Origin of the sequence: Klebsiella sp. 1SOBk10mer, assembly GCF_046602535.1 — a bacterium.
Taxonomy (GTDB): domain Bacteria; phylum Pseudomonadota; class Gammaproteobacteria; order Enterobacterales; family Enterobacteriaceae; genus Klebsiella; species Klebsiella quasipneumoniae.
Genome location: NZ_JBKIUP010000006.1, coordinates 15,060 through 35,203 on the forward strand (window position 1 = coordinate 15,060; position 20,144 = coordinate 35,203).

Genomic DNA, 20,144 nt, shown 5'->3' on the forward strand with positions numbered 1-20,144 from the left:
TCGGAAAGTGGCGCAAGACGTTTCCTTTAACGCGCCTGACCCGGCATCTTTAGCAGGGGAAAAAAGCGGGCGGGAGGCTGGCAGGATGGAAAATTAGCAATAATGTGCGCCGCTGGCGCGGGTTTGCCATCCAGCGTCTAAAATTAAAGCGCTTCTGGCGCAGGCCGCAGGCGGGCGGCGTTTGGCAAATTTTTTCTGCCGACTATACTCGCTATCGGCATACTTTCGCCGATAATACGCATTCCATTGCCAGACTCGCCATCTTTGATAGTATGCGTCGCGCTTTAAAAGGTTAATGCTAGCGTCAAGGCGCGCGCCGGCACGGGAGCCTGATGGTTCATCGGGCAGTCATTCACTCGCGGAGTTAACACAGGGATGCGATTAACGACGAAGTTCTCAGCCTTTATCACGCTGCTAACTAGCCTGACCATCTTTGTCACGCTGATTGGCGCTTCGCTGAGTTTTTACAACGGCATTGAGAACAAGGTCGAAAACCGGGTTCAGGCGGTGGCGACCATGCTGGATAACCGGCTCATCACCACCTCTTTTGATAAGCTTGAGCCGCAGCTGGATGAGCTGATGACGCCGATAGAGATCGTGCATATCGATTTCATGCTTAACGGTAAACCGCTCTACAGCCACTCCCGAACCGACAGCTACCGCCCGCTGGGCAGTCATGAGCAATTCCGTGAGATCACGGTCCCGTCGTTGAAACATCCCGGTATCACCCTGCATCTGGTCTACGTTGACCCGATGGTGAACTATTTCCGTTCGCTGTCAATCACCGCCCCGCTGTCGATCTCCATCGGCTTCATGGTGGTGATTATTTTCTTCGCCGTCCGCTGGATACGCCGCCAGCTGGCAGGTCAGGAACTGCTTGAGCTTCGTTCCACGCGCATCCTGAGCGGCGAGCGCGGGCCGCAGGTGCGCGGGTCAGTCTATGAATGGCCTGCCAGCACCAGTAGCGCGCTGGATATGCTGCTGTCGGAGCTGCAATTCGCCAGCGATCAGCGCAGCCGGATGGATACGCTGATTCGCTCCTATGCGGCACAGGATTCCAAAACCGGGCTGAACAATCGCCTGTTTTTTGACAATCAGTTGGCCACGCTGCTGGAAGATCAGGAGAAGGTGGGGGCGTACGGCATCGTGATGATGATCCGTCTGCCGGAGTTTGATCTGCTGCGGGACAACTGGGGACGAGCGGCGGCCGAAGAACATTACTTCACGCTAATCAACCTGCTCTCTACCTTTATTATGCGTTACCCTGGCGCGCTGCTGGCCCGCTATCACCGTAGCGACTTCGCCGTGCTGCTGCCGCACCGCACGTTAAAAGAGGCGGATAGCATCGCCGGACTGTTGCTGAAGGCCATGGACGCGCTGCCTCCGACGCGCATTCTCGATCGTGACGATATGATGCATATCGGCATCTGTTCTTTCCGCAGTGGACAATCGGCGGCGCAAGTGATGGAACATGCTGAAGCAGCAACGCGCAACGCGGTGCTGCAGGGCAGCAACAGCTGGTCGGTCTATGACGATACCCTTCCGGAGAAAGGCCGCGGCAACGTTCGCTGGCGGACGCTGATCGAACAGATGCTGAGCCGCGGCGGGCCGCGGTTGTATCAGAAACCCGCCGTCACTCGCGATGGCCGGGTGCATCACCGTGAACTGATGTCGCGGATGTACGACGGTAAGGAAGAGGTGATCGCCGCCGAGTATATGCCGATGGTGCTGCAGTTTGGCATGGCGGAGGAGTATGACCGCCTGCAGGTGACGCGCCTGCTGCCGTTTTTAGGCTTCTGGCCCGAGGAGAATCTGGCGCTCCAGCTGTCGGTGGAGTCGCTGATCCGTCCGCGATTCCAGCGCTGGCTGCGTGATGCTCTGATGCAGTGCGAAAAATCGCAGCGTCAGCGGATTATTTTTGAACTTGCTGAGGCAGATGTTTGTCAATATATCGGCCGTCTACAGCCGGTTATGCGGTTGGTTAACGCGCTTGGCGTTCGGGTGGCGGTGGTTCAGGCAGGGTTAACCCTGGTGGGAACTAGCTGGATCAAGCAGCTGGATGCGGAGCTGATCAAACTGCATCCGGGGCTGGCGCGCAATATCGAAAAGCGCAGCGAGAACCAGCTGCTGGTGCAAAGCCTGGTGGAAGCCTGTAAAGGCATGCCTATGCAAGTTTTTGCGACGGGCGTACGCAGCCGCAGCGAGTGGCTGGTACTGTCCCAATGCGGTGTCACGGGCGGGCAGGGGGAATTTTTTGCCGCCTCACAGCCACTTGACACAAATGTGAAAAAATATTCGCAAAGATACTCGGTTTGATCTGCCGTTTAGCGTGATTTCACGTAGAATAACGCGCGCCATCGTGAAGGGGGTGTGCTTGTCTACCTGCCGGATCATCGCAATGTAAATGCCAGTGACCCTCCTTTGACAGGTTACAAATTCAGGCGTGGAGCGCTGCTGAAGATTTCAGCAATGAACGGAGTCGGAAAAATTTGTAACAAAGGAAATGAACTGCACTAATTTTCACCGCAGCAGGTGATTTTTGCGCCTTGTCGCTGCTGCGTGTGGTTGGTAAAGTAAGCGGATTTTGTTTTCCGCCCCAGCTTTCAGGATTATCCCTTAGTATGTTAAAAAAATTTCGTGGCATGTTTTCCAATGACCTGTCCATTGACCTGGGTACCGCGAATACCCTTATTTACGTAAAAGGACAAGGCATCGTATTGAATGAGCCTTCCGTGGTGGCCATTCGTCAGGATCGTGCCGGATCGCCGAAAAGCGTCGCCGCCGTGGGTCATGAAGCGAAGCAGATGCTCGGCCGTACCCCGGGTAATATCGCGGCGATTCGCCCGATGAAGGACGGCGTTATCGCTGACTTCTTCGTGACGGAAAAGATGCTGCAGCACTTTATCAAACAAGTGCACAGCAACAGCTTTATGCGCCCGAGCCCGCGCGTACTGGTCTGCGTGCCGGTTGGCGCCACCCAGGTTGAGCGTCGTGCTATCCGTGAATCCGCGCAGGGCGCAGGCGCTCGCGAAGTGTTCCTGATTGAAGAACCGATGGCGGCCGCGATCGGCGCTGGCCTGCCGGTTTCTGAAGCGACCGGTTCCATGGTGGTGGATATCGGCGGCGGTACCACCGAGGTGGCGGTTATCTCTCTGAACGGCGTGGTTTACTCTTCTTCCGTGCGTATCGGCGGCGACCGTTTCGACGAAGCCGTCATCAATTACGTGCGTCGTAACTACGGTTCCCTGATCGGTGAAGCGACCGCTGAGCGTATCAAACATGAAATCGGTTCGGCTTACCCGGGCGATGAAGTGCGTGAAATTGAAGTGCGCGGCCGTAACCTGGCGGAAGGCGTGCCACGCGGTTTCACCCTGAATTCAAACGAAATTCTTGAAGCGCTGCAGGAGCCGCTGACCGGCATCGTGAGCGCGGTCATGGTTGCCCTTGAGCAGTGCCCGCCGGAACTGGCGTCTGATATCTCCGAGCGCGGGATGGTTCTCACCGGCGGTGGTGCGCTGCTGCGCAACCTGGACCGTCTGTTAATGGAAGAAACCGGTATTCCAGTCGTGGTTGCTGAAGATCCGCTGACCTGCGTAGCGCGTGGCGGCGGCAAGGCGCTGGAAATGATCGACATGCACGGCGGCGACCTGTTTAGCGAAGAGTAGTCAGCCTGAAGGTCCGGGGTGGCTTACCCGCTGCCCCAGGTCTTTACTGACACGAGAATACGCATAGCCTATGAAGCCAATTTTTAGCCGTGGCCCCTCGCTACAGATTCGCCTTATTCTGGCGGTGCTGGTGGCGCTTGGCGTGATTATCGCCGACAGCCGCCTGGGTACGTTCAGTCAAATCAGAACGTACATGGATACAGCCGTCAGCCCTTTCTACTTTGTCTCTAATGGTCCCCGAGAACTGCTTGACAGCGTATCGCAGACGCTGGCTACCCGTGACCAGCTCGAACTGGAAAACCGCGCGCTGCGTCAGGAGCTGTTGTTGAAAAACAGCGATCTGCTGATGCTGGGCCAGTACAAGCAGGAGAACGCACGCCTGCGTGAACTGCTTGGCTCGCCGCTGCGCCAGGACGAGCAAAAAATGGTGACCCAGGTCATCTCAACGGTCAACGACCCCTACAGCGATCAGGTGGTTATCGATAAGGGCAGCGTCAACGGCGTCTACGAAGGCCAGCCGGTTATCAGCGATAAAGGCGTGGTGGGGCAGGTCGTGGCGGTAGCGAAAATGACCAGCCGGGTACTGCTGATCTGTGATGCCACCCATGCGTTGCCGATCCAGGTCCTGCGTAACGACATTCGCGTCATTGCCGCCGGTAACGGCTGCACCGACGACCTCCAGCTTGAGCATCTGCCGGCCAATACTGATATTCGCGTCGGCGATGTGCTGGTGACCTCCGGTCTTGGCGGCCGTTTCCCGGAAGGGTACCCGGTTGGGGTTGTCTCTTCAGTGAAACTGGACACCCAGCGCGCCTACACGGTGATCCAGGCGCGTCCGACGGCCGGTCTGCAGCGTTTGCGCTATCTGCTGCTGCTGTGGGGCGCCGATCGCAATGGCGCTAACCCGATGACTCCGGAAGAGGTTCATCGCGTGGCTAACGAACGCCTGATGCAGATGATGCCGCAGGTGTTGCCTGCGCCGGATGCGATGGGGCCGCAGATGCCGGCGCCCGCCACCGGGCTGACGCCGTCTCAGCCGTCGCAGCCTGCAGGGGGGCAATAGTGGCAAGTTACCGTAGCCAGGGACGCTGGGTTATCTGGCTCTCGTTTCTTATCGCGCTATTGCTGCAAATTATGCCCTGGCCGGCGGACATCAGCGTTTTCCGGCCCAACTGGGTATTATTGATCCTGCTGTACTGGATCCTCGCGCTGCCGCACCGGGTGAACGTGGGGACGGGCTTCGTGATGGGGGCTATTCTTGATCTCATCAGCGGCTCGACGCTGGGCGTTCGCGCGCTGTCCTTAAGCATCGTCGCCTATCTGGTGGCGCTGAAGTATCAGCTGTTCCGTAACCTGGCGCTGTGGCAACAGGCGCTGGTGGTCATGCTGTTATCCCTCGCCGTGGATATCATTGTTTTCTGGGCAGAGTTTTTAGTGATCAACGTCTCTTTCCGTCCGGAAGTATTCTGGAGTAGTGTAGTAAACGGTATCCTCTGGCCATGGCTCTTCCTGCTGATGCGTAAAGTGCGTCAGCAATTTGCAGTGCAATAAGGTTGATATGACAACTCTGTATCTTGCTTCTGGTTCCCCGCGTCGGCAGGAACTGCTGACTCAGCTTGGTCTCGCGTTCGAGCGTCTGGTTCCTGGTATCGAGGAGCAGCGCCAGCCGCAGGAGAGCGCACAGCACTATGTCGTCCGTCTGGCGCGTGAAAAGGCGCAGGCCGGAGTGGCGCTGGCATCGCGGGATTTGCCGGTGTTGGGAGCGGATACGATTGTTATTTTGAACGGCGAAGTGCTGGAAAAACCGCGCGACGCCGAACACGCTGCAGCGATGCTGCGCCTGCTTTCCGGCCAAACCCATCAGGTCATGACCGCGGTGGCGCTGGCGGATAAGCAGCAGACGTTGGATTGTCTGGTGGTCACGGAAGTGACCTTCCGAACGCTCAGCGAGCAGGATATCGCCGATTATGTGGCCAGCGGCGAGCCTTTAGATAAAGCAGGTGCATACGGTATTCAAGGGTTGGGTGGCTGCTTCGTCAGGAAGATTAATGGCAGCTATCACGCCGTAGTCGGCTTACCGCTGGTGGAAACGTATGAGTTGCTCAGTAACTTTAACTCACTGCGTAAAGAAAAGGGATAAAGATGACGGCTGAATTATTAGTGAACGTAACGCCATCCGAAACGCGCGTTGCGTATATTGATGGCGGTATTCTGCAGGAAATCCATATTGAGCGTGAAGCGCGACGCGGGATAGTAGGCAATATCTACAAAGGTCGTGTTAGCCGAGTGCTGCCGGGAATGCAGGCGGCTTTTGTAGATATTGGTCTGGATAAGGCGGCGTTCCTCCACGCCTCCGATATCATGCCGCATACCGAATGCGTTGCCGGTGAGGAGCAAAAGCAGTTTACCGTGCGCGATATTTCGGAGCTGGTGCGTCAGGGCCAGGACCTGATGGTTCAGGTGGTTAAAGATCCGCTCGGTACCAAAGGCGCGCGTCTGACCACCGATATTACCCTGCCTTCTCGCTATCTGGTTTTTATGCCAGGCGCCTCCCACGTGGGGGTCTCTCAGCGGATTGAAAGCGAAGCCGAGCGCGAGCGGCTGAAAAAGGTCGTGGCAGAGTACTGCGACGAGCAGGGCGGGTTTATCATTCGCACCGCCGCGGAAGGGGTCCACGAGCAGGAGATGGCCGCCGATGCCGCCTATCTTAAGCGCGTATGGACCAAAGTGATGGAGCGCAAAAAGCGCAACCAGACCCGCTATCAGCTGTACGGCGAGCTGGCCCTGGCTCAGCGCGTGCTACGGGATTTTGCCGATGCGCATCTCGATCGTATTCGCGTCGACTCGCGGCTGACCTATGAGGCGCTGCTGGAATTTACCGCCGAATATATTCCGGAAATGACCAGCAAGCTGGAACACTACAGCGGCCGTCAGCCGATATTCGATCTCTTTGACGTTGAGAACGAAATTCAGCGCGCGCTGGAGCGTAAAGTCGAGCTCAAGTCCGGGGGCTATCTGATCATCGACCAGACCGAGGCGATGACCACCATCGATATCAACACCGGGGCGTTTGTTGGGCACCGCAATCTTGACGATACTATCTTCAATACCAATATCGAAGCCACCCAGGCGATAGCCCGCCAGCTGCGTTTGCGTAACCTCGGCGGCATTATCATCATTGATTTCATCGACATGAACAATGAAGACCATCGCCGGCGGGTGTTGCACTCCCTGGAGCAGGCCCTCAGCAAAGACCGGGTGAAGACCAGCATCAACGGTTTCTCCCAGCTGGGTCTGGTGGAGATGACGCGGAAACGCACCCGCGAAAGCGTGGAGCATGTGCTGTGCAACGAATGCCCGACCTGCCACGGACGCGGAACGGTAAAGTCCGTGGAAACGGTATGCTATGAGATTATGCGTGAGATCGTTCGCGTGCATCATGCTTATGATTCCGATCGCTTCCTGGTCTATGCTTCCCCTGCGGTGGCGGAAACCCTGAAAGGGGAAGAGTCGCATGCGCTGGCTGAAGTGGAGATCTTTGTCGGCAAGCAGGTGAAGGTACAAATTGAGCCGCTCTATAATCAAGAGCAGTTCGATGTGGTTATGATGTAATACACCGCGTCATTGTGCGGCTGACAAGGAGAGAGGCGTGAGGCGACTGCCCGGGATTTTATTGCTCACCGTGGCAACATTGATTGTTATCGTCGCGCTGCTGGTGAGTGGCTTGCGTCTCGTGTTGCCGCAGCTCGACGCCTGGCGTCCGCAGCTGCTGGAGAAAATCTCCGCCCTCACCGGCACGCCGGTGGATGCCTCGCAGATCGCCGCCAGCTGGCAAACTTTTGGCCCAACATTAGATGTCCGCGATATTCATGTTGGGCTTAAGGATGGCGGGACAATGGCGGTCAAGCGCGTGACCCTGGCGCTGGACGTCTGGCAAAGTCTGCTGCATATGCGCTGGCAGTTTCGCGATCTCACCTTCTGGCAGCTGCAGGTCCATACCAATACCCCGATTCAGACCAATGACGGCGGCGAAAGTCTGAAAACCGACCGCATCAGCGATCTCTTTTTACGTCAGTTCGACCACTTTACTCTGCGCGACAGCCATCTGAGCTTCCTGACCATTTCTGATCAGCGGGCGGAGCTGGCGGTCCCGCAGCTGACCTGGCTTAACGGCAGGAACCGTCACCGCGCCGAGGGGCAGCTCAGCCTTTCCAGTCTCACCGGCCAGCATGGCGTCATGCAGGTGCGGATGGATCTCCGCGATGAGGATGGCCTGCTGAATAAAGGCCGGGTCTGGCTGCAGGCTGACGATATTGACGTCAAACCCTGGCTGGGCCGCTGGATGCAGGACAATATCGCGCTGAAAAGCGCCCGCTTCAGCCTCGAAGGCTGGATGACTATTGAAAAAGGCGATGTAGCCAGCGGCGACGTATGGCTGAAAAAAGGGGGCGCCAGCTGGCAAGGGGATAGCGAGGTTCATCATCTGTCAGTGGATAACCTGACGGCGCATCTCTCTCACGACAAGCAGAGCTGGGGCTTCTATATTCCCGATACGCGGATCGCGATCGACGATAAACCGTGGCCAAGCGGCGCGCTGGCGATGGCGTGGATCCCGGGGCAGGATGTCGGTGGCGACGGTCATCAGCGTAGCGATGAATTACGTATTCGCGCCAGCAATTTAGCGCTCAGTGGCCTGAGCGGATTGCAGCCGTTTGCCGATAAGCTGGCGCCTTCTTTGGGCGAACTCTGGCGTACCACGCAGCCCAGCGGCAAAATCAATCTGCTGGCTCTCGATATTCCCCTGCAGGCGACGGAGAAAACGCGCTTTCAGGCGCAGTGGAGCGATCTGGCGTGGAAGCAGTGGAAACTCCTGCCGGGAGCGGAACACTTTTCCGGCAGCCTGAATGGCAGCGTGGAGCACGGGGAACTGCGCGCCCGCATGACGAAGGCGCAAATGCCGTATGCCGGAGTTTTCCGGGCCCCGCTGGAGATCGCCGCTGGCGAAGCCACCCTCAGCTGGGTGAAAAATGACAAAGGCTTTATGCTTGATGGCCGCGATATTGACGTGCAGGCGACGGGGGTACGCGCCCGCGGCGGCTTCCGCTATCTGCAACCGCAGGGGGACGATCCGTGGCTGGGCATTCTGGCGGGGATCAGCACCAACGATGGCGGCCAGGCGTGGCGTTACTTCCCGGAAAACCTGATGGGCAAAGCGCTGGTGGACTATCTCAGCGGCGCGATTAAAGCCGGGCAGGCCCGCGATGCGACGCTGGTGTATGGCGGTAACCCACATCTGTTCCCGTATCCGCACAATGAAGGCCAGTTCCAGGTTTACGTCCCGCTGAAGAATGCCACTTTCGCTTTTCAACCGGACTGGCCGGCGCTGACCGGGCTGAATATCGACCTCAATTTTATCAACAGCGGCCTGTGGATGCGGGCGGATAAAGCGATGCTCGGCAATGTGACCGCCAGCAATCTCGATGCCGTGATCCCGGATTATGCGCAGGAAAAACTGCTGATTGATGCTGACATCAAAGGCCCGGGCAAAGAGGTGGGCCCTTATTTCAACACCACGCCATTGAAAGCGTCGCTCGGGGCAGCGCTGGATTCCCTGCAGCTGGATGGGGATGTGAGCGCTCGCTTACATCTGAATATCCCCCTCGATGGCGAGATGACCACCGCGAAAGGCGATGTACGGCTGCAGAATAATACCTTGTTTATCAAACCATTAGATACTACGTTGCAGAACCTAAGCGGTAATTTCAGCTTTGTGAATGGCGATCTCAATAGTCAAACGTTGAGCGCGACCTGGTTTAATCAGCCGCTGAACCTCAATTTTTCCACCCGCGAAGGCGAAAAAGCGTTTCTGGTGGATGTCGGGATGAACGCCAGCTGGCAGCCGTCGCGCACCGGACTGCTGCCGAAAGCGGTTAATGAGACGCTGAGCGGTAGCGTTCCGTGGGATGGCAAGGTCGCTATCGAACTGCCGTACCATGGCAATGCCAGCTATAAGGTTGATATCAATGGCGATCTGAAGAATGTGAGCAGTCACTTACCTTCACCGGTCAACAAGTCCGCTGGCGAACCCCTGCCGGTCAAAATTAACGTCGCCGGCGGTCTGAGCAGCTTCGACCTGACCGGATCCGTTGGCGCGAAGAATCATATCAACAGCCGCTGGTTGCTGAACCGTAAGCTGACGCTGGACAGAGCGATCCTCACGACGGATAGCAAAGGCCTCTCTCCGCTGCCCGACCAGCCCGGCGTTGAACTCAATCTGCCGCCGATGGATGGCGCGCAGTGGCTGGCGCTGTTCCAGAAGGGCGCGGCGAATGAAGTCAGCAGCAGCGTCCTCTTTCCACCGCGCATTGTGCTGCGTACGCCGTCGCTGGCGCTGGCCGGCCAGCAATGGAACAACGTCAGCCTGATGTCGCAGCCGGTCGCCGGCGGCTCGCAGGTTGAGGCGCAGGGGCGTGAGATCAACGCCACCCTGACGATGCGCGACAATGCCCCGTGGCTGGCAAATGTGCGTTATCTCTATTTCAACCCGGCCAGCGCCAGCGGCAAGGGCGGAACGGAGAACGTGACTTCTCAGGCGGAGACGCGGCTGGATTTCCACGGCTGGCCCGATCTGCAACTGCGCTGCGCGGAATGCTGGCTGTGGGGGCAAAAATATGGCCGCATCGACGGCGATGTGACGATCAAGGGCGATACCTTAACGCTCTCCAACGGCCTGGTGGATACCGGGTTTGGCCGGCTGACGACCGACGGCGTGTGGGTTAACGCCCCTTCCGGGGTGCGCACCTCGCTGAAAGGCAGACTGCATGGCAATAAAACGGATGAATTTGCGGATTTCTTTGGCGTTTCCACACCGGTGAAGGATTCGCCGTTTGATATCGACTACGATCTCCACTGGCGCGCGCCGCCCTGGTCACCCGATGTCGCCTCGCTCAATGGGATCATTAAAAGCCACCTCGGCAAGGGGCAGTTTACCGACCTGAGTACCGGACATGCAGGCCAGCTGCTGCGTTTGCTGAGCGTCGATGCCCTACTGCGCAAACTGCGCTTCGACTTCAGCGATACCTTCAGCGAAGGTTTTTACTTTGACTCGATTAACAGTACGGCATGGATTAAGGATGGCGTACTGCATACCGATGATACGCTGGTGGATGGTCTGGAGGCGGACATTGCCATGAAAGGGTCGGTCGATCTGGTGCGTCGCCAGCTGGATCTGCAGGCGGTGGTAGCGCCGGAGATCTCCGCGACCGTCGGCGTGGCGGCGGCTTTTGCTGTCAACCCGATTGTCGGCGCGGCGGTGTTTGCCGCCAGCAAGGTGCTGGGGCCGCTGTGGAATAAAGTCTCGATACTGCGCTATCGCATCACCGGCCCGATTGACCAGCCGCAGATCAATGAAGTGCTGCGCCAGGCGCGCAGCAACAAAAAGCAATGATTTGACGATTGCCGGGAATTGCCGCAATCTCAATAGATAGCCTTCTGTATTTCCGCCTGTCAGGCGGCAACAAACGAGTAGCATAACGATGAGTCTGAACCTGGTAAGTGAACAATTACTGTCGGCAAATGGCCTGAATCATCAGGACCTGTTTGCCATTCTTGGTCAACTGACCGAGCGCCGCCTCGATTACGGCGATCTTTATTTTCAGTCGAGCTATCACGAATCCTGGGTTCTGGAAGACAGCATCATTAAAGATGGGTCGTACAATATCGACCAGGGCGTAGGCGTGCGCGCCGTCAGCGGCGAAAAAACGGGCTTTGCCTACGCTGACCAGATCAGCAAGCTGGCGCTGGAGCAGAGCGCCCAGGCGGCGCGGACCATTGTGCGCGAGACCGGCAATGGCAAAGTACAGACCCTCGGCACCGTAGAGCACAGCGCCCTCTATACCAGCATCGACCCGCTGCAGAGTATGAGCCGGGAAGAGAAGCTGGATATTCTTCGCCGGGTCGACAAAGTCGCTCGCGCGGCGGATCAGCGTGTGCAGGAGGTTTCGGCCAGCCTGAGCGGCGTCTATGAACTGATTCTGGTGGCCGCCACCGACGGCACTCTGGCCGCGGACGTTCGTCCGCTGGTGCGCCTCTCGGTCAGCGTACTGGTGGAAGAGGACGGCAAACGCGAGCGCGGCAGCAGCGGCGGCGGCGGGCGTTTTGGCTATGACTATTTCCTCGCCTCTCAGGAGGGCGAAGTGCGGGCCGACGCCTGGGCGAAAGAAGCGGTGCGCATGGCGCTGGTTAACCTCTCGGCGGTCGCCGCCCCGGCGGGAATGCTGCCGGTGGTGCTCGGCGCCGGCTGGCCTGGCGTCCTGCTGCACGAAGCGGTCGGTCACGGCCTGGAAGGCGATTTCAACCGTCGCGGCACCTCGGTCTTCAGCGGCCATATGGGGGAATTAGTCGCCTCTGAACTGTGCACCGTCGTGGACGACGGCACCATCGTCGATCGTCGTGGCTCAGTGGCTATCGATGATGAAGGCACGCCGGGTCAATACAATGTGCTGATCGAAAACGGCATCCTGAAAGGCTACATGCAGGATAAACTCAATGCGCGTCTGATGGGCGTCGCGCCGACCGGCAACGGCCGCCGTGAATCCTATGCCCATCTGCCGATGCCGCGTATGACCAACACCTATATGCTGGCGGGCCAGTCCACGCCGCAGGAGATTATCGAGTCGGTGGACTACGGTATCTTCGCGCCTAACTTCGGCGGCGGGCAGGTGGATATCACCTCCGGTAAGTTTGTCTTCTCCACCTCCGAGGCCTATCTGATCGAAAAAGGCAAGGTCACGAAGGCGGTGAAAGGGGCTACCCTGATCGGCTCCGGGATTGAGACCATGCAGCAGATTTCGATGGTGGGTAACGATCTGCGTCTGGATAACGGCGTCGGCGTCTGTGGCAAAGAGGGCCAGAGCGTGCCGGTGGGCGTTGGCCAGCCGACCCTGAAGGTCGATAATCTTACCGTCGGCGGCACCGCCTGATCCTGACCGGGTTCCCGGCGTCGCCGGGAACCGCTTCAGCGGGCGATCCCTCTCCCGTGCATCCCCTGATAGATCTTCGCCACGTCGACAAAATACTCTGTCAAATAGTTGATACAGACCTGCACTTTCAGCGGCAGTTTATCCTTTTCGGTGTACAGGGCGTAAACCGGCCGCGGATCGGACTGGTAGCTCGGCAGCAGGATCTCAAGCTCACCACGATTGATCTCTTCGATCGCCCACATCAACGGCACATAGGCGATACCCACCCCGGCGGTCAGCCAGCGCACCAGCGTCATGGGGTCGTTGGTCACAAAGCGCCCCTGTGGGGTCAGGCGGGTTGAGATCCCTTCCGGCGCGATAATGACAAACTCATTGTCCGGCCGCACGCTATATTCCAGCCAGGCATGCCCGGTAAGATCGGCCGGTTTCTCCGGATTGCCAGCCTGCGCCAGATAGCTTTTCGCGGCGCATAATACCATCGGCATTGATCCCAGGCGGCGGGAAAAAAGGCTGGAATCCTGCAGGGCACCCACGCGGATCACCACGTCAAGACCGTCGGCGATCAGGTCCGGCGCAGGTATGCCGGTGACCAGATTGACGGAGAGCCCGGGGTATTCTTTCAGCATTTTCGCCGTTATGCGCGCCAGAACATTCTGTGCCATAGTTGAAGAGCAGCCGATACGCAGCGTCCCGATGGGGGTGTTGTTAAATGCGTATAATTGCTCATGGACATCCTGCGCTTCAAACAGCATCCTACGGCAGCCCTGATAGTAAATTTTACCCGCTTCCGTTAAGCCAAGGCTGCGGGTGCTGCGGTTGAGCAGCTTCACCTGCAGTTCATCTTCCAGTTTGGCGACGGTCTGACTGATTGAGGAAACGCTCATCCGAAGCTGGCGGGCCGCTGCGGTGAAGGAACCTAATTCGACCACTTTGGCGAAAACGGACATGCGCTTTAATCGTTCCATTATTCACTCTGGCTTAAAAGTGATTTAGATCACACATTGTAGATAATGCGGCAATCGTTACGTTAATATATTGTTAGCTACATAATAAACGCATCTGCTCACTACCTGTACGCTTCTTATTCAAGGTCATCATGAGTCTGTTTCCTGTCATCGTGATTTTCGGCTTATCGTTTCCGCCGATCTTCTTCGAGTTGCTGTTGTCGCTGGCCATCTTCTGGCTGGTGCACCGATTGCTGGTTCCAACCGGCATTTACGATTTTGTCTGGCACCCTGCACTGTTTAATACGGCGCTATATTGCTGCCTTTTTTATTTGATATCGCGCTTGTTCGTTTGAGGTTGATGTGAAAACACTAACAAGAAATATCCTCCGTACTGCTATTACCGTGATACTGGTCATTTTGGCCTTCGTAGCGATTTTCCGCGCCTGGGTTTACTACACCGCCTCGCCGTGGACGCGGGATGCGCGCTTTAGCGCCGACATTGTGGCCATTGCCCCCGACGTCTCCGGGCTGATCTCCCAGGTAAACGTCAAGGATAACCAACTGGTTAAGAAAGACCAGGTATTGTTCGTTATTGACCAGCCTCGTTACCAAAAAGCGCTGGCGCAGGCGGAAGCCGATGTCGCCTACTACCAGACGTTAGCCCAGGAAAAACGTGTCGAAGCCGGTCGGCGTAATAAGCTTGGCGTCCAGGCGATGTCGCGGGAAGAGATTGACCAGGCGAACAATGTGCTGCAGACGGTTGAGCATCAGCTGGCGAAAGCGGTGGCCAGCCGCGACCTGGCCAGACTGGACCTGGAGCGCACGGAGATTCGCGCCCCTGCGGATGGTTGGGTAACCAACCTTAACGTCTATACCGGGGAATTTATCACCCGCGGCTCCACGGCGGTGGCGCTGGTGAAAGAGAATACATTTTACGTCATGGCCTATCTGGAAGAGACCAAACTGGAAGGCGTCCGTCCTGGCTATCGGGCGGAAATTACCCCGCTTGGCAGCAGCAAAACCATTAAAGGCACGGTGGACAGTATCGCTGCGGGGGTAACCAACGCCAGCAGCAGCAGCGACTCGAAAGGGATGGCCTCGGTGGATTCCAACCTTGAATGGGTGCGTCTGGCGCAGCGTGTGCCGGTACGTATTCGTCTTGACCACCAGCAGGGGAATCTGTGGCCATCGGGCACGACGGCGACGGTGGTGATCACCGGTAAAGAAGACCGTGATACCAGCCAGGCCAACTTCTTCCAGAAACTGGCTATGCGCCTGCGCGAATTCGGTTAATCGCTATGGGGACATATACTATTGCTCCCCAGCATCTCCGCTTTGCCATTAAGCTTGCATGCGCGGTGGTGCTGGCGCTGTTCGTCGGCTTCCATTTTCAGCTCGAAACGCCGCGCTGGGCGGTGCTGACCGCGGCAATCGTCGCCGCTGGCCCGGCCTTTGCCGCCGGGGGAGAGCCGTACTCCGGCGCGATCCGCTATCGCGGCATGTTGCGTATTGCCGGGACCTTTATCGGCTGTATTGCGGCGCTGGTTATCATCATCCTGATGATCCGCGCCCCTCTGCTGATGATGCTGGTATGCTGCCTGTGGGCCGGGTTTTGTACCTGGGTTTCGTCGCTGGTCAAGGTCGAAAACTCCTATGCCTGGGGACTGGCCGGCTACACCGCGCTGATTATCATTATTACCATCCACACCGATCCGATGCTGGCGCCGCAGTTTGCCGTTGAGCGCTGCAGCGAAATTGTCATCGGGATTGTCAGCGCCATCGTCGCCGATCTGCTTTTCTCCCCGCGTTCGATTAAAAAAGAGATCGACCTTGAGCTGGATAACCTGCTGATTGCCCAGTATAAGCTGATGCAGTTATGCGTTGCGCACGGCGAAAAAGAGGAAGTGGATCAGGCCTGGGGAGCGCTGGTGCGTCGTACCACGGCGCTGGAAGGCATGCGCAGTAACCTGATTATGGAATCCTCTCGCTGGGCTAAGGCGAATCAACGCCTGAAGGCGATCAATACCCTCTCGCTAACGCTTATCACCCAGGCTTGCGAAACCTACCTGATTCAGAACTCGCGACCGGAAATGGTGACGGACGACTACCGCGAGCTGTTTGCTGAGCCGGTTGAGACAGTGCAGGATGTTCACCAGCAGCTGAAGCGTATGCGTCGCTTCCTGACCTGGAAAGGCGAGCATAATACGCCGGTCACCATCTACAGCTGGGTAGGCGCAGCCACCCGTTACCTGCTGCTTAAGCGTGGCGTGGTGGGCAATACCAAAATCAGCCGCATCGAAGACGGTGTATTGCGCGGTGAAACGGTGGTTAAAGTGGAGTCCGCCGAGCGTCACCACGCGATGGTGAACTTCTGGCGCACCTCCGTCTCCTGTATCCTCGGGACGCTGTTCTGGCTGTGGACGGGCTGGACCTCAGGCAGCGGGGCGATGGTAATGATTGCCGTGGTTACCGCGCTGGCGATGCGTCTACCTAACCCGAGAATGGTGGCGATAGACTTCCTCTACGGTACTCTGGCGGCGTTACCGCTGGGTACCCTGTACTTTCTGGTGATCATGCCGGCGACGCAGCAGAGTATGCTGCTGCTCTGTATCAGCCTGGCGGCGATGGCGTTTTTTATCGGTATCGAAGTGCAGAAAAGGCGCCTCGGATCGCTGGGAGCGCTGGCGAGCACCATCAACATTCTGGTGCTGGATAACCCGATGCAGTTCCAGTTCAGCCAGTTCCTCGATAGCGCGCTGGGGCAGATCGTCGGCTGTTTCCTCGCTCTGATGGTTATTCTCATTGTCAGGGATAACTCCCGGGCCAGAACCGGTCGGGTGCTGCTGAACCAGTTTGTCTCCGCGGCGGTCTCTTCGCTGACCACCAACTCGGCGCGTCGCAAAGAGAATCATCTGCCCGCGCTCTATCAGCAGCTGTTTTTGTTGCTCAACAAATTTCCCGGCGATGTCGCCCGTTTCCGTCTGGCGTTGACGTTAATCATTGCCCACCAGCGCCTGCGCGATGCGCCCGTGCCGGTGAACGAGGATTTGTCGGCGTTCCATCGCCAGCTGCGACGTACTGCGGATCATGTGATCTCCGCCGGGAGCGATGATAAGCGTCGGCGCTACTTTACCCGGCTGCTGGCGGAGCTTGATGTTTATCAGGAGAAGCTGCGGGTCTGGGAGGCTTCGCCGCAGGTGACCGAGCCGGTACGGCGACTGGTTGAGATGTTGCACAAGTACCAGCATGTGCTGACCAGCAGTTAACCCATAAACCGACGCCCAGGCGTCGGTTTTTTTATCGCTATACTTAACGGCGACAGGAAGAGAAGCGGGAGGGGCTGTCATGACCACCTATACGTTTGATTTTGACGAAATCGCCGAGCAACAGGATTTCTACCGGGAGTTCTCCCGGACCTTCGACCTGGCTCAGGATAAGGTCAACAACCTTGATTCGCTATGGGACGCGGTGACCGGTGGGCTGCTGCCGCTGCCGCTGGACATTGAGTTCATCCATTTAAATGACAAGCAGCGTCGGCGCTTTGGGGCATTAATTTTATTATTTGATGAAGCAGAGGAAGAGCTGGAGGGGGAGTTACGTTTTAACGCCCGGCAGGCATAAAAAAGCCCCCGGCAGGCGGGGGCAAGTCGTCGAAATAAGACGACGAGGGTTTATTTGTACAGCTCAGCGGTGGCGTGCCAGCTATCGCCGGTACGTGCTTCAATAATACGGTAGCTGCTGGCGCCTTCTTTCTCGGCTTTAGCGGCCAGTTCCTGACGCATGTCCATTGGCGCACTACCTACCTGGGAAACCGAGATGGTGCCCATGGACTGCAGGTTTTGTGCTTGTTCAGCGTTCACTTGTTGAACGGCCGCACTTGCGCCGAAAGAGAGAAGGGAAGCCAGGCCAAGGGATGCGATGATCATTGCGCGTTTCATAATCTTTACTCCAGTCTTTGTTTTACCGCGGCGGGGCGATGAATGAGGCCGGGCCGCGGTAGAGAATTTTTGTCGGGTTAATCGTTGACGATCTAAAACTTATTTATACAGCTCAGCAGTGGCATGCCAGTGGTCGCCAGTGCGGGCTTCGATAATGCGGTAAGAAGAAGCTCCTTCTTCCTGCGCTTTTTTGTTCAGCATTTCATGCATATCCATCGGGGATGATGCTACCGCGCCGACGGATACTGTGCCGATGGCCTCGCGGCCCTGGGCCTGCTCGCTGTTGATAACGTCAGCGGCGAAAGCGCCAAACGACATGACGGACAGGATGCTGAGAGCTGCTACAGTGGTTTTGATTTTCATGATGTTCACCTCGTCGAATCTTTTTGTTGAGGGTCTTTGTTTCGTGACCCTCATCACAAAAACAAGTATACACTAATCACCAAAAATATTAATACCATGCTAATTGTTTTGTGCGTTAATAGTTACAATGGATTGCGCTTTTTATAACCGATAAGAATTAAAAATGACAAGTCGTAGACGGAGATAAGTTTTATTTCTAATAAAATCATAAAGGTATACGATTTTGATCTTTTGTGCGTTTTAGGCGTTTGCCTTACGTAAAAGAACGTATAGACAGGCTAAATCACACAAAATGTTAAATTTTTGTTGAGTTGAAAGGGGGAGAGAGAAGAGGGAGTAATCCACCCTCTGACGGTTGCCAGAGGGGAATGCTCAGAGTTCCTGTTCGAACAGCACCAGGATAGCGTCGTGCAGATCTTTCACTGTGAAACCGCGCGCTGGCGTGGTGAAGATGGTGTCATCCCCGGCGATGCTGCCAAGAATACCTTCCGCCTTGCCCAGCGAGTCGAGAAGACGGGCGATCAGCTGCGCTGCCCCGGGGCTGGTATGGATCACCACGACGGCATCGTTATAGTCGATATCCAGCACCAGATTTTTCAGCGGGCTGGAGGTGGTCGGCACGCCAAGCTCGGCAGGCAGGCAATAGACCATTTCCATTTTGGCGTTACGGGTACGAACCGCGCCAAATTTGGTGAGCATGCGGGAAACCTTCGATTGGTTGATATTCTCGAAGCCCTCTTCCTGCAGCGCCTGAACGATCTCTCCCTGCGAGCTGAATTTCTCTTCTTTAAGCAGCGCTTTAAACGCTTTAACCAGTTCTTCTTGTTTTGCCGAACTTCGCATAAGTCACCCAGATTATGGTGGTAAAATCAACATCATTATGCATAACCGTGAATTTTTATGCAAATAATCCGCGAAGGGATAGGTCAATAATGTTATGAAGGGGGCATATTTTAGCAAAAAAACCGTATAAGGAACATGTTCTCATCACAACGCTTAAAGCCATGTAAAAGTAAATGAAATGTTATTGAGTTGGTGTTGTTTTGCGCAACTGGCTGGGTGTATTGTAACCAATAGTCGATCCGGTACTTCGCTTTGCTGGATGGTCAGTCAGGAAGCATAACGTGCGCCGCTGTTCTATTGCTACGCACAATCATGCATTCTTCAGCCATAATCATTGTAATTGTTCATCTTGTGAATTAAGGTCCAGGCGACGGAATAACGAAAGACTAAATTAACCATAATAAGGAGTTTAGGATGAAAGTTGCAGTCCTTGGCGCTGCCGGTGGTATCGGCCAGGCGCTTGCCCTACTACTTAAGACCCAACTGCCTTCAGGTTCAGAGCTCTCGTTGTACGACATCGCTCCGGTTACGCCGGGCGTGGCGGTAGATCTAAGTCATATCCCCACAGATGTAAAAATTAAAGGATTTTCCGGTGAAGATGCTACCCCAGCGCTGGAAGGCGCTGATGTGGTGCTGATCTCCGCGGGCGTAGCGCGTAAGCCCGGCATGGATCGTTCAGACCTGTTTAATGTGAATGCGGGTATCGTTAAGAACCTCGTGCAGCAGATTGCCAAAACCTGCCCGCAGGCCTGCATCGGCATTATCACCAACCCGGTGAATACCACCGTGGCTATCGCCGCCGAAGTGCTGAAAAAAGCTGGCGTGTACGATAAAAACAAACTGTTCGGCGTGACTACGCTGGACATCATCCGCTCCAATACCTTTGTGGCGGAGCTGAAAGGTAAATCGGCAACCGAGGTGGAAGTCCCGGTTATTGGCGGTCACTCCGGGGTCACCATTCTGCCTTTACTGTCGCAGATCCCGGGCGTCAGCTTTAGCGATCAGGAAGTGGCCGATCTGACTAAACGCATTCAAAACGCCGGTACCGAGGTCGTGGAAGCGAAAGCGGGCGGCGGGTCGGCGACTTTGTCGATGGGTCAGGCGGCTGCGCGCTTTGGTCTCTCTCTGGTTCGCGCCATGCAGGGAGAAAAAGGTGTAGTGGAGTGTGCCTACGTGGAAGGCGACGGCGAGTATGCGCGTTTCTTCTCCCAGCCGCTGCTGCTGGGGAAAAACGGCGTGGAAGAGCGTCAGTCTATCGGCAAACTCAGCGCCTTTGAGCAACAGGCGCTGGAAGGCATGCTGGACACCCTGAAGAAAGATATCGCGCTCGGCGAAGACTTCGTTAACAAGTAACCTCGCACGTGCAAAAAAGCCGGAACCGTTGTTCCGGCTTTTTATTGCCTTGCA

The 20,144-nt window shown here is 56.5% G+C and carries 18 protein-coding genes; 14 read left to right on the forward strand and 4 right to left on the reverse strand.

Going from position 1 to position 20,144, the window contains the following annotated elements; translation table 11 throughout:
- Positions 1-104: 104 nt before the first annotated feature.
- The 9 genes from ACLH1I_RS16305 (at position 105) to tldD (ending at position 12,646) form a co-directional block, all read left to right on the forward strand.
- Positions 105-296: a hypothetical protein gene (locus ACLH1I_RS16305; protein ID WP_017899936.1), complete on the forward strand. Its 192-nt coding sequence runs from the start codon at positions 105-107 to the stop codon at positions 294-296.
- A 79-nt stretch (positions 297-375) separates the two neighbouring features.
- Positions 376-2,316 carry an RNase E specificity factor CsrD gene (gene csrD / locus ACLH1I_RS16310; RefSeq protein ID WP_151628887.1) on the forward strand — a complete coding sequence of 647 codons (1,941 nt, stop codon included), beginning with the start codon at positions 376-378 and terminating at the stop codon, positions 2,314-2,316.
- Positions 2,317-2,621: 305 nt separating this feature from the next.
- A complete protein-coding gene (gene mreB / locus ACLH1I_RS16315) occupies positions 2,622-3,665 on the forward strand; it encodes a rod shape-determining protein MreB (protein ID WP_002918653.1) in 1,044 nt (347 codons plus the stop codon).
- Positions 3,666-3,735: 70 nt separating this feature from the next.
- Positions 3,736-4,728: a rod shape-determining protein MreC gene (gene mreC / locus ACLH1I_RS16320; protein WP_004206242.1), complete on the forward strand. Its 993-nt coding sequence runs from the start codon at positions 3,736-3,738 to the stop codon at positions 4,726-4,728.
- Complete coding sequence (gene mreD, locus ACLH1I_RS16325; RefSeq protein ID WP_002918648.1) at positions 4,728-5,216, forward strand: rod shape-determining protein MreD; 489 nt, start codon at positions 4,728-4,730, stop codon at positions 5,214-5,216. Before mreC ends, mreD begins: the two co-directional genes overlap by 1 nt.
- A gap of 7 nt (positions 5,217-5,223) precedes the next feature.
- Positions 5,224-5,805, forward strand: a complete 582-nt coding sequence (locus ACLH1I_RS16330) for a Maf family protein (protein ID WP_004206240.1) — start codon at positions 5,224-5,226, stop codon at positions 5,803-5,805.
- A gap of 2 nt (positions 5,806-5,807) precedes the next feature.
- Entirely contained in the window at positions 5,808-7,277 is a 1,470-nt protein-coding gene (gene rng / locus ACLH1I_RS16335; protein WP_004206239.1) for a ribonuclease G, read from the forward strand.
- Positions 7,278-7,314: 37 nt separating this feature from the next.
- Positions 7,315-11,112, forward strand: coding sequence for an AsmA2 domain-containing protein YhdP (gene yhdP, locus ACLH1I_RS16340; RefSeq protein WP_198079836.1), 3,798 nt, complete (start codon positions 7,315-7,317; stop codon positions 11,110-11,112).
- An 88-nt stretch (positions 11,113-11,200) separates the two neighbouring features.
- Positions 11,201-12,646 (forward strand): metalloprotease TldD, encoded by a 1,446-nt coding sequence (tldD, locus tag ACLH1I_RS16345; protein WP_017899933.1) that lies wholly within the window; start codon positions 11,201-11,203, stop codon positions 12,644-12,646.
- 35 nt (positions 12,647-12,681) lie between these two features.
- Here tldD and aaeR read toward each other — a convergent pair whose 3' ends face one another.
- A complete protein-coding gene (gene aaeR, locus ACLH1I_RS16350) occupies positions 12,682-13,611 on the reverse strand; it encodes an HTH-type transcriptional activator AaeR (RefSeq protein WP_151628889.1) in 930 nt (309 codons plus the stop codon).
- Positions 13,612-13,742: 131 nt separating this feature from the next.
- Between aaeR and aaeX the strand changes: the two genes are divergently transcribed.
- The 4 genes from aaeX (at position 13,743) to ACLH1I_RS16370 (ending at position 17,214) form a co-directional block, all read left to right on the forward strand.
- Positions 13,743-13,946: a p-hydroxybenzoic acid efflux pump operon protein AaeX gene (aaeX, locus tag ACLH1I_RS16355; protein ID WP_002918640.1), complete on the forward strand. Its 204-nt coding sequence runs from the start codon at positions 13,743-13,745 to the stop codon at positions 13,944-13,946.
- Positions 13,947-13,953: 7 nt separating this feature from the next.
- A complete protein-coding gene (gene aaeA / locus ACLH1I_RS16360) occupies positions 13,954-14,886 on the forward strand; it encodes a p-hydroxybenzoic acid efflux pump subunit AaeA (protein WP_004206234.1) in 933 nt (310 codons plus the stop codon).
- 5 nt (positions 14,887-14,891) lie between these two features.
- The gene (gene aaeB / locus ACLH1I_RS16365; protein ID WP_004206233.1) at positions 14,892-16,859 is read left to right on the forward strand and encodes a p-hydroxybenzoic acid efflux pump subunit AaeB; all 1,968 of its coding nucleotides are present in this window, start codon (positions 14,892-14,894) and stop codon (positions 16,857-16,859) included.
- A 79-nt stretch (positions 16,860-16,938) separates the two neighbouring features.
- Positions 16,939-17,214, forward strand: coding sequence for a barstar family protein (locus tag ACLH1I_RS16370; protein ID WP_004206232.1), 276 nt, complete (start codon positions 16,939-16,941; stop codon positions 17,212-17,214).
- A gap of 50 nt (positions 17,215-17,264) precedes the next feature.
- Here the strand turns inward: ACLH1I_RS16370 and yhcN-B are convergent, their stop codons facing one another.
- From yhcN-B to argR, 3 genes are all read right to left on the reverse strand, one after another.
- A complete protein-coding gene (yhcN-B, locus tag ACLH1I_RS16375; protein ID WP_002918627.1) occupies positions 17,265-17,531 on the reverse strand; it encodes a DUF1471 family stress response protein YhcN-B in 267 nt (88 codons plus the stop codon).
- Positions 17,532-17,630: 99 nt separating this feature from the next.
- A complete protein-coding gene (gene yhcN / locus ACLH1I_RS16380; RefSeq protein ID WP_017899932.1) occupies positions 17,631-17,894 on the reverse strand; it encodes a peroxide/acid stress response protein YhcN in 264 nt (87 codons plus the stop codon).
- Positions 17,895-18,266: 372 nt separating this feature from the next.
- On the reverse strand, positions 18,267-18,737 hold the full coding sequence (gene argR / locus ACLH1I_RS16385; RefSeq protein ID WP_002918625.1) for a transcriptional regulator ArgR: 471 nt from the start codon (positions 18,735-18,737) through the stop codon (positions 18,267-18,269).
- A gap of 414 nt (positions 18,738-19,151) precedes the next feature.
- On the opposite strand from argR, the gene mdh reads away from it, so the two are divergent.
- Complete coding sequence (mdh, locus tag ACLH1I_RS16390; RefSeq protein ID WP_004206230.1) at positions 19,152-20,090, forward strand: malate dehydrogenase; 939 nt, start codon at positions 19,152-19,154, stop codon at positions 20,088-20,090.
- Positions 20,091-20,144 lie beyond the last annotated feature (54 nt).

Bases quoted from the DNA above. Each gene is read 5' to 3' on its own strand.
- csrD (WP_151628887.1), top strand. From the start codon at position 376: ATGCGATTAACGACGAAGTTCTCAGCCTTTATCACGCTGCTAACTAGC.
- mreB (WP_002918653.1), top strand. From the start codon at position 2,622: ATGTTAAAAAAATTTCGTGGCATGTTTTCCAATGACCTGTCCATTGAC.
- mreC (WP_004206242.1), top strand. From the start codon at position 3,736: ATGAAGCCAATTTTTAGCCGTGGCCCCTCGCTACAGATTCGCCTTATT.
- ACLH1I_RS16330 (WP_004206240.1), top strand. From the start codon at position 5,224: ATGACAACTCTGTATCTTGCTTCTGGTTCCCCGCGTCGGCAGGAACTG.
- rng (WP_004206239.1), top strand. From the start codon at position 5,808: ATGACGGCTGAATTATTAGTGAACGTAACGCCATCCGAAACGCGCGTT.
- tldD (WP_017899933.1), top strand. From the start codon at position 11,201: ATGAGTCTGAACCTGGTAAGTGAACAATTACTGTCGGCAAATGGCCTG.
- aaeR (WP_151628889.1), bottom strand. From the start codon at position 13,611: ATGGAACGATTAAAGCGCATGTCCGTTTTCGCCAAAGTGGTCGAATTA.
- aaeX (WP_002918640.1), top strand. From the start codon at position 13,743: ATGAGTCTGTTTCCTGTCATCGTGATTTTCGGCTTATCGTTTCCGCCG.
- aaeB (WP_004206233.1), top strand. From the start codon at position 14,892: ATGGGGACATATACTATTGCTCCCCAGCATCTCCGCTTTGCCATTAAG.
- ACLH1I_RS16370 (WP_004206232.1), top strand. From the start codon at position 16,939: ATGACCACCTATACGTTTGATTTTGACGAAATCGCCGAGCAACAGGAT.
- yhcN-B (WP_002918627.1), bottom strand. From the start codon at position 17,531: ATGAAACGCGCAATGATCATCGCATCCCTTGGCCTGGCTTCCCTTCTC.
- yhcN (WP_017899932.1), bottom strand. From the start codon at position 17,894: ATGAAAATCAAAACCACTGTAGCAGCTCTCAGCATCCTGTCCGTCATG.
- argR (WP_002918625.1), bottom strand. From the start codon at position 18,737: ATGCGAAGTTCGGCAAAACAAGAAGAACTGGTTAAAGCGTTTAAAGCG.
- mdh (WP_004206230.1), top strand. From the start codon at position 19,152: ATGAAAGTTGCAGTCCTTGGCGCTGCCGGTGGTATCGGCCAGGCGCTT.